This is a genomic window from Sphingomonas turrisvirgatae, assembly GCF_001721295.1.
Lineage (GTDB): Bacteria > Pseudomonadota > Alphaproteobacteria > Sphingomonadales > Sphingomonadaceae > Sphingomonas > Sphingomonas turrisvirgatae.
The window spans coordinates 21917-34768 of sequence record NZ_MDDS01000075.1; the positions used below are offsets into that span (position 1 = coordinate 21917).

Annotated in this window: 20 protein-coding genes and 1 tRNA gene; 14 read left to right on the forward strand and 7 right to left on the reverse strand. The window is 65.0% G+C overall.

The genetic code is table 11. The annotated features are described in order from the left end of the window. The first annotated feature begins 251 nt into the window (after positions 1 to 251). Entirely contained in the window at positions 252 to 1880 is a 1629-nt protein-coding gene (locus BFL28_RS17625; protein ID WP_069321940.1) for a putative bifunctional diguanylate cyclase/phosphodiesterase, read from the forward strand. On the opposite strand, the gene BFL28_RS17630 is transcribed toward BFL28_RS17625, so the two are convergent. Beyond that, positions 1881 to 2459, reverse strand: a complete 579-nt coding sequence (locus tag BFL28_RS17630) for a DUF924 family protein (protein ID WP_069321834.1) — start codon at positions 2457 to 2459, stop codon at positions 1881 to 1883. Here BFL28_RS17630 and mtaB point away from each other — a divergent pair. Genes mtaB through BFL28_RS17645 form a run of 3 tightly spaced genes read left to right on the forward strand, consistent with a single transcriptional unit; the run spans position 2458 to position 5259 of the window. Beyond that, positions 2458 to 3693 carry a tRNA (N(6)-L-threonylcarbamoyladenosine(37)-C(2))-methylthiotransferase MtaB gene (mtaB, locus tag BFL28_RS17635; protein ID WP_069321835.1) on the forward strand — a complete coding sequence of 412 codons (1236 nt, stop codon included), beginning with the start codon at positions 2458 to 2460 and terminating at the stop codon, positions 3691 to 3693. The two genes, BFL28_RS17630 and mtaB, sit on opposite strands and share 2 nt — an antisense overlap. Next, positions 3690 to 4619, forward strand: coding sequence for a signal recognition particle-docking protein FtsY (ftsY, locus tag BFL28_RS17640; protein ID WP_069321836.1), 930 nt, complete (start codon positions 3690 to 3692; stop codon positions 4617 to 4619). Before mtaB ends, ftsY begins: the two co-directional genes overlap by 4 nt. Position 4620: 1 nt before the next feature. Beyond that, on the forward strand, positions 4621 to 5259 hold the full coding sequence (locus tag BFL28_RS17645) for a septation protein A (protein WP_069321837.1): 639 nt from the start codon (positions 4621 to 4623) through the stop codon (positions 5257 to 5259). A gap of 55 nt (positions 5260 to 5314) precedes the next feature. On the opposite strand, the gene BFL28_RS17650 is transcribed toward BFL28_RS17645, so the two are convergent. Continuing rightward, a complete protein-coding gene (locus tag BFL28_RS17650) occupies positions 5315 to 5932 on the reverse strand; it encodes a superoxide dismutase (RefSeq protein WP_069321838.1) in 618 nt (205 codons plus the stop codon). 95 nt (positions 5933 to 6027) lie between these two features. Continuing rightward, the gene (gene pspF / locus BFL28_RS17655; RefSeq protein ID WP_069321839.1) at positions 6028 to 7062 is read right to left on the reverse strand and encodes a phage shock protein operon transcriptional activator; all 1035 of its coding nucleotides are present in this window, start codon (positions 7060 to 7062) and stop codon (positions 6028 to 6030) included. A gap of 177 nt (positions 7063 to 7239) precedes the next feature. Between pspF and BFL28_RS21025 the strand changes: the two genes are divergently transcribed. From BFL28_RS21025 to BFL28_RS17685, 8 genes are all read left to right on the forward strand, one after another. Next, the gene (locus tag BFL28_RS21025; RefSeq protein WP_158011677.1) at positions 7240 to 7392 is read left to right on the forward strand and encodes a hypothetical protein; all 153 of its coding nucleotides are present in this window, start codon (positions 7240 to 7242) and stop codon (positions 7390 to 7392) included. A 68-nt stretch (positions 7393 to 7460) separates the two neighbouring features. Further along, a complete protein-coding gene (pspA, locus tag BFL28_RS17660) occupies positions 7461 to 8129 on the forward strand; it encodes a phage shock protein PspA (RefSeq protein WP_069321840.1) in 669 nt (222 codons plus the stop codon). A gap of 4 nt (positions 8130 to 8133) precedes the next feature. Next, positions 8134 to 8412: an envelope stress response membrane protein PspB gene (gene pspB / locus BFL28_RS17665; protein WP_069321841.1), complete on the forward strand. Its 279-nt coding sequence runs from the start codon at positions 8134 to 8136 to the stop codon at positions 8410 to 8412. Between the two features lies 1 nt (position 8413). Beyond that, complete coding sequence (pspC, locus tag BFL28_RS17670) at positions 8414 to 8791, forward strand: envelope stress response membrane protein PspC (RefSeq protein ID WP_069321842.1); 378 nt, start codon at positions 8414 to 8416, stop codon at positions 8789 to 8791. 23 nt (positions 8792 to 8814) lie between these two features. After that, positions 8815 to 9126 carry a hypothetical protein gene (locus tag BFL28_RS17675; protein WP_069321941.1) on the forward strand — a complete coding sequence of 104 codons (312 nt, stop codon included), beginning with the start codon at positions 8815 to 8817 and terminating at the stop codon, positions 9124 to 9126. A gap of 13 nt (positions 9127 to 9139) precedes the next feature. Then, entirely contained in the window at positions 9140 to 9271 is a 132-nt protein-coding gene (locus BFL28_RS21745; RefSeq protein ID WP_277621016.1) for a hypothetical protein, read from the forward strand. A gap of 27 nt (positions 9272 to 9298) precedes the next feature. Beyond that, positions 9299 to 9565 (forward strand): hypothetical protein, encoded by a 267-nt coding sequence (locus tag BFL28_RS17680; RefSeq protein WP_069321843.1) that lies wholly within the window; start codon positions 9299 to 9301, stop codon positions 9563 to 9565. Between the two features lie 23 nt (positions 9566 to 9588). Further along, the gene (locus tag BFL28_RS17685) at positions 9589 to 9834 is read left to right on the forward strand and encodes a hypothetical protein (RefSeq protein WP_069321942.1); all 246 of its coding nucleotides are present in this window, start codon (positions 9589 to 9591) and stop codon (positions 9832 to 9834) included. A gap of 30 nt (positions 9835 to 9864) precedes the next feature. On the opposite strand, the gene BFL28_RS17690 is transcribed toward BFL28_RS17685, so the two are convergent. Further along, on the reverse strand, positions 9865 to 10737 hold the full coding sequence (locus BFL28_RS17690; RefSeq protein ID WP_158011678.1) for an alpha/beta hydrolase: 873 nt from the start codon (positions 10735 to 10737) through the stop codon (positions 9865 to 9867). Between the two features lie 94 nt (positions 10738 to 10831). Between BFL28_RS17690 and BFL28_RS17695 the strand changes: the two genes are divergently transcribed. Further along, positions 10832 to 11239, forward strand: coding sequence for a SufE family protein (locus BFL28_RS17695; RefSeq protein ID WP_069321845.1), 408 nt, complete (start codon positions 10832 to 10834; stop codon positions 11237 to 11239). Here the strand turns inward: BFL28_RS17695 and BFL28_RS17700 are convergent. After that, on the reverse strand, positions 11227 to 11574 hold the full coding sequence (locus BFL28_RS17700; RefSeq protein WP_069321846.1) for a hypothetical protein: 348 nt from the start codon (positions 11572 to 11574) through the stop codon (positions 11227 to 11229). The two genes, BFL28_RS17695 and BFL28_RS17700, sit on opposite strands and share 13 nt — an antisense overlap. Continuing rightward, the gene (locus BFL28_RS17705; RefSeq protein WP_069321847.1) at positions 11544 to 12095 is read right to left on the reverse strand and encodes a J domain-containing protein; all 552 of its coding nucleotides are present in this window, start codon (positions 12093 to 12095) and stop codon (positions 11544 to 11546) included. Before BFL28_RS17705 ends, BFL28_RS17700 begins: the two co-directional genes overlap by 31 nt. Positions 12096 to 12203: 108 nt before the next feature. Here BFL28_RS17705 and BFL28_RS17710 point away from each other — a divergent pair. Further along, a tRNA-Glu gene (locus BFL28_RS17710) sits at positions 12204 to 12279 on the forward strand. A 123-nt stretch (positions 12280 to 12402) separates the two neighbouring features. Here BFL28_RS17710 and BFL28_RS17715 read toward each other — a convergent pair. Next, positions 12403 to 12852, reverse strand: a complete 450-nt coding sequence (locus tag BFL28_RS17715) for a nuclear transport factor 2 family protein (RefSeq protein WP_069321848.1) — start codon at positions 12850 to 12852, stop codon at positions 12403 to 12405.

A 12852-nucleotide genomic window follows, 5' to 3' on the forward strand; every position in this document is an offset into this window, starting at 1 on the left:
CGGTTCAGCCCCTCGCCGTCCCAATTTGAGCTTGCTCAGAAGGGCGAGGCGCGAAGTGGTCAGCTTCGCAGCCTGGCCTTTCCGGGGCGCAGCGTGGTTCGACTGGTAGAGCAGCGGTTCTGTAAACCGAAGGTTGCACATTCGCCTTAAGCGGCCGCCCCCCCCGGATCGACATGATCCGGTCTTAACTCCCTCTACACCCATCCCCTGCCATATCCGGTCGCTGGGCAGAAATGGGGAGCGTCTCCGGCATGTTGCTGGACAGTGAAGACTCGAACACGAGCGAGATCGGCCAGGCTGGTAGCGACCTCATCACCGGCGCGATCAGCGTCGCGGCGATCCTCATGTTCGTGGGCACCGGCAGCGCCGTGCTGTCCAAAACGCTCCAGCATTATTTCGAGGGCGGCGAACCGGCCGACCGCACGCTGGTGATCGCATTATTGCTCAACGTCGCGCTGATCCTGTTCGGTTGGCGCCGCCACCGGTTCCTGACCAATGAAGTCCGCGTTCGCGCCGCAGCGGAAGAACGCGCGCATCTGCTCGCCAGCCGCGACCCGCTCACCGGCTTCCTCAATCGCCGCAGCCTGGCCGAAGAAGGCGCAGCGATGTTCGTGCGCGCGCAGCGCCGGCGCAAGGCAATGGCGCTGATGGTCATCGATCTCGATCACTTCAAGACGGTCAATGACATGCACGGCCATGCCGTCGGCGATGCGCTGCTGCGCGCCGTCGCGAGCGAGATTGCGGCCGCGATGCCGCCGATCGCACTCACCGCCCGCCTGGGCGGCGATGAATTCGCCTGCGGCTTCCTGTTCGACTCCAACCAGCCAGAGGTGATCGGGCGGATCGCCGACAAGCTGGTCGCGCGCATGGCCCAGCCATTCGATGCAGAGGGATTTCGCCTGCATATCAGCTGTTCGATCGGGATCGCCCGGTCCGACTTCGACTGCAGCAATATCGACGCGCTGATGCGGTCGGCCGATATCGCGATGTATTCGGCGAAGAAATCGGGGCGGAACCGCCACGCCTGGTTCGATCACTCGATGGAGCGCGAGCTTCAGACGCGCAACGAGTTGGAGTCGGGCCTGCGATCCGCGATCCCGCGCGGGGAAATCGTCCCGTATTTCGAACAGCAGATCGACCTTCAGTCCGGCAGGCTGCACGGGTTCGAGGTGCTGGCGCGCTGGGACCATCCCACGCGCGGGCTGATCAGCCCGGAACTGTTCATCCCGATCGCCGAAGAAACCGGCATGATCGCGGAAATGTCGTTGTCGATCATGCACCAGGCGTTCTCCGCCGCGCGTGACTGGCACCCCTCGCTCAACCTGTCGGTCAACATCTCGCCCTGGCAGCTGCGTGACGCATGGCTGGCGCAAAAGATCATCAAGGTGCTGACAGAGACAGGCTTCCCCGCAAGCCGGCTCGAGATCGAGATCACCGAAAGCGCTTTGTTCGACAATCTCGCGCTTGCCCAGTCGATCGTCGGCCGCCTCAAGAACCAGGGTGCTCGTCTGGCGCTCGACGATTTCGGTACCGGCTATTCCTCGCTGGCCCACCTGCGCGCACTGCCGTTCGACCGTATCAAGATCGACAAGAGCTTCGTCATCTCGTTGAACGAGAGCGCGGATTCGGCGGCGATCGTCAACGCGATCGTCAGCCTGGGCGAGAGCCTGAACCTCCCCATCACGGCCGAGGGCGTGGAGGATGCGGCGATAGAAGCTCGTCTCAAGGCGCTGGGCTGTGCGAAAGCGCAGGGCTGGCACTATGGCAAGCCGCTGTCACCCGCTGCGGTGCGCAAATTCCTGGCCGAGCGTCGGCTGCTCGTTCAGCACGTCGGCTCGGCGCCCGGCAATGCACTGGCAGGCGATCGGCTGGCCGGCTGATTACCAGCCGGCGTCCGGGCGCTTCAGATATTCAGCTTCCTCTGCCGTCGACGCGCGGCCGAGCGCTGCATTGCGGGACGGGAACCGCCCGAACTGCTCGATCACCACCGCATGCTCCATCGCGAAGCGCAGATTCTCTGCCCGCCCAAGGGCTGTGAACTTTTGAAGCGACAGCCGCTGCGCCTCGACATTCTCGGCGTGCATCAGCGGCATGTACAGGAACGCCGCGCGTTCGGGCGCCAGCTGCGTGTCCCAACCCTTGCCGATCGCCTCCAGCGTCAGCGATAGCGCGAGGTCGTCGGCAGCGAAGGCCTGCGCCGATCCGCGATGGATGTTGCGACTGAACTGGTCGAGCACGATCACCGCCGCCAGCAGATTGTCGCACGGTTCTCGCCACCCGGCTGCGCCCGTCGCGAGCAGGAAGTCGCGGCACTTGCCGAAACGTTCTGCAATTTCCCGGTCCACCACCTCGTCCTTGGCGAACTGCTGTTCCGGTTTGAGCTCCTCGAACCAGAAGCGCAGCACGTCGCGCGCCTCGTCGTGGACTTCGCGGGTTCCCGCCACTAGATCGCCCGTCATGTCATCCTCTGCTGTCGGTCATGTGATCAGCCTCGGCTGCAGGCTCAACCTAGCGGAAAGCGAAACGATCCGCACGTTGATCGCTTCGAACGATGTCGTAGTGATCAACAGCTGCGCCGTCACCAACGAAGCGGTGCGCCAGACGCGCAAGGCGATCCGCCGCGCGCGGCGTGAGCGTCCTGCGGCGCAACTGGTGGTCACGGGCTGCGCGGCGCAGATGGACCCGGCCGGTTTCACCGCGATGCCGGAAGTCGATCGCGTCGTTGGCAATGCAGAGAAGCTGCTGCCCGCCAGCTGGACCTCGCACGCGCCGGCGCTGGTGCAGGACATCATGGCCGTGCGCCAGACCGCGCCGCACCTGGCCGCCAGCTTTTCCGCCCATGCCCGCGCGTTCGTCGAGGTGCAGAATGGCTGCGACCATCGCTGCACCTTCTGCGCCATCCCATTTGGGCGCGGCAACAGCCGGTCGGTGCCCGCCGGCGCTGTGGTCGATCGCATCGCCGCACTGGTCGATGCCGGCCACCGCGAGATCGTGCTGACCGGGGTCGATCTCACCAGCTATGGACCCGACCTGCCCGGCGCACCGACTCTCGGCCTGCTGATCGAGCGTATTCTGACGCGCACGAAGGTCGAGCGGCTGCGCCTCTCGTCGCTCGACGGGATCGAGATCGACGACCGGCTATTCGCGCTGTTGACGCAGGAGCAGCGTATGCTCCCGCACGTCCACCTCTCGCTTCAAGCGGGCGATGATCTGATCCTCAAGCGCATGAAGCGCCGCCACAGCCGCGGGCAGAGCGTTGCACTTGTCGAACGGCTGAAGCGCGCACGGCCGGAGATCGCAATCGGCGCGGACATCATCGCCGGCTTCCCGACCGAGGCCGAGGCGCACGCCGCCAACACGCGCGCGCTGATCGACGACTGCGACATCGTCCATGCCCACATTTTCCCCTACAGCCCCCGGGCCGGCACCCCGGCCGCGCGCATGCCGCAGCTGCCGCCCGCCACTATCACCGCTCGCGCCGCCGCGCTGCGGGCGAGCGCGGCCAGGCGGCGCGCGGCGTGGCTGGACGCGCAGCGCGGGACGGTGCAACGGGTGCTGGTGGAGCGCCCCGGCGATCGGGGCCATGCAGGCAATTTCGCGGAAGTTCGGCTTCCGCCACATGAAGTCGGGACGATAGCGACCGTGAAGATCGAACGAGCGCAGGACGGCAAGCTGATCGGAATGCCAGCATGAGCCCCCCCTCCTGGCGCGACCGCCTGCTTGGCGGGTTCAAGAAGACGTCGGACCGGCTGGTCGGCAATCTTGCCGGCCTCGGCACAGGGCGGCTCGACGAAGCGACGCTGGACGAGATCGAGGAAGCGCTGATTGCCTCCGACCTCGGCCCGGCCACCGCAGCGCGCATTCGCGATCGCCTGGCCGAAGGTTCGTTCGAGCGCGGAATGGAGGATCTCGGCATTCGCCTGATCGTCTCCGAAGAGATCGAGAAGGTGCTGGAGAGGGTCGCCAAGCCGCTCGCGACGGACGCTGCCCGGCCGCAGGTGATCCTGGTCATCGGCGTCAACGGGTCGGGCAAGACCACGACGATCGCCAAGCTTGCCGCGATCCTCAAGGCTGACGGGCTCAAGGTCATACTCGCCGCTGGGGACACCTTCCGCGCCGCCGCGATCGGTCAGCTCAGGACATGGGCCGACCGCGTCGGTGTACCGATCGTTTCAGGGGCCGAAGGCGGCGACGCGGCCGGCATTGCGTTCGAGGCGTTGAAGCAGGCGACCGACCAGCGCATGGACGTGCTGGTCGTCGACACTGCCGGCCGGTTGCAGAACAAGCGCGAGTTGATGGACGAGCTGGCCAAGATCCGCCGCGTGCTCGGCCGGATCGATCCGGGCGCGCCGCACAATGTCCTGCTCGTGCTCGACGCCACCACCGGCCAGAATGCGCTCAGTCAGATCGAAGTGTTCAAGGAGGTCGCCGGCGTCACCGGCCTCGTCATGACCAAGCTTGACGGCACCGCGCGCGGCGGCGTGCTGGTCGCTGCGGCGGAAAAATACGGCCTGCCGATCCACGCCATTGGCGTGGGCGAGACGGTGGACGACCTGCGCGGTTTCGACGCCAATGAAGTGGCGCGGATCATCGCCGGGGTCGAAACGTTCCAGAGGTAATATGTCCACGCAACCGAACGCCCCTGCCCCCTCGCCCGCGCTGCGCATGCTGATCGATTTCGGTCCGCTGGCGGTATTCTTCGCGGTCAGCACCTTCGCGCCCGGCCCGGCAACCTTCCGCATGCTTGCCGGTACGGCCGCGTTCATGGTCGCGATCGTGGCTGCGATCGGCCTGTCGTGGCTCAAGACGCGCCACATCTCGCCGATGCTGTGGATTTCGGCCTTCTTCGTGCTGGTGTTCGGCGGGCTCACGCTCTGGTTCCAGAACGCGACGTTCATCAAGATGAAGCCGACGGTCGTGTACCTGCTGTTCAGCGCCGTGCTCAGCTATGGCCTCGTCACCCGCAAGCCGCTGCTGCAGACGTTGCTGGGCACCGCTTATCCGGGGCTCACCGAACGCGGCTGGCGCTTGCTGACGGTCAACTGGGCGGTGTTCTTCGTCGCGGCGGCGATGCTGAACGAGATCGTCTGGCGCATCTGGTCGCCGGGCGAGGATCTGTCGGTATGGACCGGGTTCAAGGTGTGGGGGATGATTCCGCTGACCCTGATCTTCGCGATGGGCAATGTTCCCATGCTCTTGCGCCATGGCCTTACGACCGACGCCGAGATTGTCGACAAGGCGCTTCCGCCCGAAGGCTGACGCAAGACGGGCCGGGGTTGCACCCGGCCCGGCTGCATGTTCCTTCCTGCCGGGCTCAGCCCTGCTGGTCGGCCCGCGTTTCGCCCTGACCATCCAGGTTTTGCGCGACGAAGTCCCAGTTGATGATCTTCTGGATCGCGTCGAGATAGGCCGGACGCGCATTGCGATAATCGATGTAATAGGCGTGTTCCCACACATCGATCGTCAGCAGCGGCTTGTAGTCATAGACGACCGGCGTGTCGGCGTCGTGCAGCGACGTCACCTTGATCTCGTCGCCGTCCAGCACCAGCCAGCCCCAGCCGTTCGAGAAGTGCGCGGTCGACTCAGCGACCAGCTTCTTCACCAGTTCCTCGGTCGAGCCGAAGGTGGCGTTGATCTTTTCGGCCAGCGCGCCCGAGGGTGCAGCAGGCGACGGTGCCAGGCACTGCCAATAGAAGCTGTGGTTCCAAATCTGTGCCGAATTGTTGAACAGACCCTTGTCGCCGGCTTCCTTGGCATGACGGATCACTTCGAGCAGCGACTTGCCCTCAAGGCCCTTCTCCGTGACGAAGCCGTTGGTCTTGTCGACATAGGCCTTGTGATGCTTGCCGTGGTGGAATTCGAGCGTTTCGGCCGAGATTGTCGGCGCCAGCGCGTCCTTCGCATAGGGCAGCGGGGGAAGTTCGAATGACATGGATGACCCTCCTTGTTCTGGTGTCGCGCCGACCTAACGCATCGCACCGCGTCGCGCCGCACAAATTTTTCTCGTGACGCAATCGAAATGGGCGATCAGCCGCCCGCGCCCAGCAGCTCGTGCCGCTTGAGCGCGTGGCGCAGCTGGTCATAGCTCAAGCCCAGCGCCTCGGCCGTTGCGCGTTGATTGAACCGATTTTCCGACAGCGCGCGGCTCAGCAGCTCGCGCTCGAAGCGATTGACGCGGCTTTTGAAATCGGCGCCCGGCGCATCCTCGTCGCGGGGCAGCGGCCCCGGCTCTTCGGTGGTCAGTTGCACGGGCGCGGCGTTGCCAGGGATGCCGTGCGGCATCGGCGCCGGTTGATAGGGCGAGGCGAAGGGATCGACCTGCACCGCATCGACCGGGCCACCGCGTTCCCAACGGTACACGGCGCGCTCGACCACGTTGCGCAATTCACGGACATTACCCGGCCAATGATAGGCGGTCAGCGCGTCGAGCGCGGTCGGGCCGAACCCTTCCCACGGATTGCCGATCTCCGCCGCCATGCGCCGGCCAAAGAATTCGGCGAGCACGAGGATGTCCCCGGCGCGCGCGCGCAGCGGCGGCAGCGTAACCACTTCAAAACTTAGACGGTCAAGCAGGTCGGGGCGGAATGTCCCCCGCTCGACCCGGTCGGGCAAGTGCTCGTTGGTCGCGGCGACGATACGCACGTCGACCCGGATCGGCTTTGACGCGCCAATCCGGGTGATCTCGCCATATTCGACTGCGCGCAGCAGCCGGTCCTGTGCCGCCATGCTGAGCGTGCCCAGCTCATCTAGGAACAGCGTGCCGCCATCGGCCTCTTCGAACCGGCCGTGGCGAGCCTTCGTGGCGCCGGTGAAGGCCCCCGCCTCATGCCCGAACAGTTCGGCCTCGATCAGCGTCTCGGGCAGTGCGGCGCAGTTCATCACGACGAGTGGCTGGTCCCAGCGTGGGGACAGGCGGTGCAGGCGCTCGGCGACCAGCTCCTTGCCGGTGCCACGCTCGCCGATCACCAGCACCGGGCGATCGAGCGCGGCCGCTCGTGAAGCGCGTTCCAGAGCGTCGAGGAACGCGCCCGATTGCCCGATGACTTGCGTCGTCCGCTCCATTCCGAACCCTTGGTGTATTTTCCCAACCCTTCGCAAACTTACCTGAACTGTGTTGCAAATGTAAGTCTCCAAAAACCACGAATTTCCGTCACTTTTGAAACTGGCACGCCTTCTGCAATGAAGTTGGCAAGCCGTAACCGCGGCGGACAGACGACAAGATCCAAAAGGGACGGACCCGTGAAGTACAAGGGCAACGACAGTTTTCGCACCACGTTCGCAGCGATCGCCTGCACGCTGGCGGTCAGCACGACCGTCCTCGTCGGCGGCCTGGGCCAGACCGCTCCGGCAGTCGCACGTGGTGCCGCTGTGACTACCGCTCAGTCGATCTGAGCGGTCCCGCCGGCGGGGTGTCCCCTATCACCCCGTCGGCGGCACGAAATTACCAGGAGCAAGTTTAGATGGGCATTTTCTCTCGCACCCGCGACATCATCGCCGCCAACTTCACCGACTTGCTCGACAAGTCTGAAGACCCGGCGAAGATGATCCGTATGATCATCCTCGAAATGGAGGAAACGCTGGTCGAGGTTCGCGCCTCCGCCGCGCGCACCATTGCCGACCAGAAGGAAATGCGCCGCCATATCGCCAAGCTGGAGAACCTTCAGCTGAGCTGGACCGAAAAGGCCGAGCTGGCGCTGAGCAAGAATCGCGAGGACCTGGCCAAGGCCGCGCTGGTCGAGCGCCAGAAGGCTGCGGACATGTGCGATCAGCTGAATGCCGAGATCGCTGTGCTGGACGATGCTTTGCGCGCTTCTGAAGAGGATATCTCGAAGCTGCAGAACAAGCTGCGCGACGCCCGTGCTCGCCAGAACGCGATCATGACTCGCCTCGAAAGCGCCAACAACCGCGTCAAGCTGCGTGAGATGACCCACGGGTCGAAGGTCAGCGAGGCGTTCAGCCGCTTCGACCTGCTCGAGCGCCGCGTCGACTTCGCCGAAGGCCGCGCCGACGCGCTGAGCCTGGGCGGACCGAAGAAGACGCTTGAGGAGGAAATCGCCGAGCTCCAGTCGGCCGATAAGGTCGACGCCGAACTCGCCGCGCTCAAGGCGCGCCTGAACAAGGAAGGCTGATCCCATGGAAGAAGTTTTCCTGCCCATCGTCATCGTGGCGATGCTGTTCATCGGCCTGCCCTGGGTGGTGCTGCACTATGTCACCAAGTGGAAACAGGCCAAGACGCTGACCGGCGAGGACGAGAACCTGCTGGACGAGCTGCACTATACCGCTCGCCGGCTGGAGGATCGCCTGATGACGATCGAACGCATCGTCGCCGCCGACAATCCCGAGTTCCGCCTGCGCAGCGACAGCGCGCCGGTTCGCGAACTCCCCGACTATGACCGCGCACGGAGGAACTGAAATGTCCGTCAGCCGCACACAGCTTTACCGCGACAAGGCCAATGGCAAGTGGCTCGGCGTCTGCGAAGGCCTGGGCAACTATACTGGGGTCGACCCGCTGTGGATCCGCCTGGGCTTCCTTGGCCTGTTCCTTTTCACCTTCCCGATGATGTTCTTCATCTACATCGGTCTGGCCATGGTCACCTCGCAACAGCCGCGCGATCTCTACAGCAGCAACGAGGACGCCAAATTCTGGCAGGGTGTGCGCGCCAACCCGCGCCGCTCGACCGCAGAGGTTCGCAGCAAGCTGCGCGAGATCGACCGCCGCATGGCCGATATCGAAACCTTCTACACCAGCCGCAACACCCAACTGGCCGACGAGATCGAGCGCCTGCGCTGAACCCGGGGGATTCAACGATGAACATGCATTTTTTCGCCAGCTTCGCTCCCGTCGCCGCAATCGTCGGCCTGGCCGGTGTCGCAGGGTGGGTGTTCACCACCTGGCTGCGGGTCAAGAACGGTTATCCGCTGGAAAACAGCTGGGGCAAAGCGGTCTATCCGCAAAAGAATGAAGAGATGGTCGAGCGCGTCAAGCTGCTCAGCCAGGAAAACGCCCAGCTGCGGGCCGAGGTCGGCTCGATGAAGGATCGGCTGGCCAATGTCGAACGCATCGTCACCGATGGCAGCCTCGCTCTCGACCGTGAGATCGAAGCTTTGCGCGTGGCGCGGAATTAAGGGAGCAGAACCCATGTTGATCGGATTTTTCGTGGTGCTCGGCGTGATCGGCGCCGTCGGCGTCACCCTCTCCGAAATGCGCGACCGCCCGGTGCGTCGCGCGGAGCGGGAAGCCCGCAGCGCCGCCGTGCAGCCGGCCGAATAACAACAACATAACAGCAGGAGTTCACCCATGAACCCGTTCGAAATGGTGATCGGCATCGTTTTGATCGTCACGGTCGGCAGCATCATCCGCGCCAAGCTGGGCGTGCGCCGCGACCGTCATGGCAACGAGCATTTCGCCAATAACGGCGCCAGCGCGGCCGAGGCTCGCCGGCTTCAGGAGGAAGTGCGCACGCTCAAGGACCGAATCCAGGTGCTCGAGCGCGTCATCACCGACAATCACAGTTCGTCGAGCCTCGATCGGGAGATCGAACGGCTGCGCGACGAGCGCAAGTAAGTTCAAAGGGAATGGAGGGTGTGATGACAGACCCCAATTTCTACCTTGTCATGTCGGCCGCCGGACTTGCCGGCCTCGGCATGGTGACCGCCGCGGGACTTGCCGGCTGGCGCGGCTGGCTTCAGCTCAAGCGGCAGGAACTGCATGCCGGCCAAGGCCTGGATGCAGTGTCGAGCGCGCCCAGTACCGCCGGTGCGCGGATCGAGATCGCGGATCTTAAAGAACGGATCCGCAAGCTTGAGGCGATCGCGGCGGGCGTGGACCTGTAGCAAATGCCGCGCGGTAGCGGACCCGCCCCGTCAGCGAATGACGCGGTGCTGCTCTAGGAACGCGACCGCCTCGGCGAGCAGGCGATCCTGCGCCTGCGGATCGGACCGCCCATGGCCGCCGCCCGGCACGACGTGCAGCGCCGCCGGAACGCCAGCCTGATCCAGCGCTGCCTTGAGCGTGGTGGAAGCGACGAGCGGCACCACCGGATCGGCGTCGCCATGCGCGATAAAAACCGGAGGCTGGCCGCGCCGGACCAGCATGATCGGCGACATTCGCGCAGCCATGGCTGCGCCGGCGTCGCCCGTGCCCACCCATTTCCCGATTGACGGGCTGGCCCAGGCGCCGAGGGATTCCGCACGTAAGTCGCTCGGGCCATAAAAATCCAGGATCGCCGCCGCACGCGGCACCGGCCCGCACGATGCCGGGTCGAGCCCGTCGTCCGGCCGGATGAACCCTGCCATCAGCGCAAGGTGCGCACCCGCCGACGTCCCCATCAGCACGATACGCGACGGATCCAGCCGCTCGCGCGGCGCGACGCGCGCGATCCAGCCCATAACGCACCGAATATCCTCGACAGCGGCGGGCGCCCGCGCCGCCCATGAAAGCCGATACTGGACGCTGAGAACGGCGAAGCCGGCCTGGACGAAGCGGCGATAGCCGGTCCAGTTCGCCGGCCGCTGGCCCCGCGCCCAGGCGCCGCCATGGATGACGACCAGCACGGGCGCAGCCTTGGTCCCCGGCGCGCGATGCAGGTCGAGATGGAGCGGGCCCGTCGGATAGTCGGCGTAGACGATATCGCGCTGGCTCGTCACTTGGGGTTGAGCCACGGCTTCGCGCCCGGCGAGGGGCGTCCCGAGCAGCAGTGCCGCCGCCATGCCCCATATCACTCGTCTCATCCGCATGTCCCGCCTCCCTTTCGCCAGGGCGTGCCCGCGCATGCGGCGCGACGCAAGGATGAGGTGACGGAACCTACGCCGCTCGCTACAGGCCGCTCTCATGGCAACCCTTCCGGACATTCGCGAAGAATATGCGTTCCTCGACGCGGACGACCGCTACCGCCTGCTGATCGACTTGGGCAAGGCGTTAGAGCCGATGCCCGATGCATTGAAGACCGATGCGACGCTGGTGCGCGGCTGTTCGGCGGCGGTGTGGGTATATCCAACCCTGCGTGAAGGCGGGACGCTGCATTTCCTGGCCGACAGCAACGCTGCGATCACCAAGGGGATCATCGCGCTTGTGCTGTTGACGGTGCAGGACCGCGCCGCCGACGAGATCCTTGCCGCCGATGTTGAAGGCACGCTTGCCCCATTCGACCTGCGCAATCAGCTCAGTTCGAACCGGACCCAAGGTATCCCCAATATGATCGCGCTGATCCGCGAGACGGCAGCGCGTTACGCCAACTGATCGACGGTCGCGGCAAGCCCCACGTCGCGCGCGACCGCATCGAGATCAGCACCGGCAGGCACGATCAGCCACTCACCGGCGGCAGCGGCATTGACCACCGTAACCGCGCCACGTGGGCAGACGCCCAGGCATTTGACGTCAATCACGCCAGCGGCAGCCTTGCGCCCCTTCTTCAGCGCAAGACGTCTGCGCAGCGCCTTGCCGAGCGGCTGCTTACCGTGTTTGCCGAAGCCGCCATCCAGCTTTCGGGAGCATTTGGCGCAAACTAGGACGACGTGGGCCCAGTTCGAACGAACGCGATTTTTCAATCGGTCGGCTCGACATCGGGCCGCCATTGCCGCCGCTCCTCGCCGGCACGCAGCACGTCATAAGCAGCCTGGACCGCCTGAAATCGCTCCGCCGCCTCGGCATCGTTGGGGCGAATATCGGGATGGTTTTCCTTGGCGAGTTTGCGCCAGGTCGTCTTCACCAGTTCGAACTCAGCATCAGGATCAAGGCCCAGCACGTCCAGCGCGCGCATCTCGTCACGCGAACGGCTGCCGTCGCCCGGCCCGGCCCAGCCATTGTGCTTGCTCTCGGCATAGCCGGACGCAGTGCGCCGCTCATCCGCCTCGCGCTTGGCTGCTTCCTCTGCGGTCAGCCCTTCGAAATAATTCCAGTTGCGATTATATTCGCCGGCATGTTCCTCGCAGAAATACCAGCGCTCGGGGCTATTGGGCGATTTGGGCGCTGGCCGGTCGCCGGGCTTGTCACACCCTTCGCGGTCGCACAGCCGCACCTTCACTGCCTCGCGCTCGGCCCCATAGGGCCGCCAGCGGGGAAAGCCCCAATCCACCGATCGTGTCGAACGCGCCATTGGAAGCAAATAGGCCCGCGCCCCGCCAAATACCAGCGCCGCGACACCCCAAAGCGCCGCTTGACGCCTCCCCCGCCCCCTTGTAGAGGCCCCGCTTCGCGCTATCACGGCCCCTTCGTCTAGCGGTCTAGGACGTCGCCCTCTCACGGCGAAAACACGGGTTCGAGTCCCGTAGGGGTCACCATTCGGGTCTAAGCGGGCCGAATTGGCTGTTCTGCGAATTGCTGCATGCGGATGCGCCTTTATCGCGTGGTTCCACCAACCCTCAGCGCATCAAAGCTTCATCCGTGGAATGGCGTCCCCGGCATTATCTTCTCGCTCTGAACAGGATCTGGTTCACGCGCGAAGCGAACCGCCATCTGCCGTCATGCCCCCTGACATAGATTTCGCGATACTCGCCCACTGAGCCGGGCCCGGCTGCAAATGGCGGAGTCGTCCCCTCACCTCGAAAGTACAGGATCAATCGGGTGCCGCTCGCCCGGTCGGGCGCTTCGAACATCACGCGCAGGTTGGTGGAGATATGGCGCGTGGTCCAAGGTTGTTTGGCGCGCTTGGCGTAATAGCTGGCGATCGCAGCGCGCCCGATCAGGCGGGCGCTGTCTGTCTCGAGCACGCCGTCGGGCGTGAACAGGTCTGCCAGCCGGGTGGCCTCTCCATGATCGAGCAGATAGGCATATTCGATCGTCAGCCGCTCGATGGCCGCTCGAGCGGCGAGTTCATCCTCTGCCGTGCGGGCCTTTGCCGCCGGCCCCGGCAT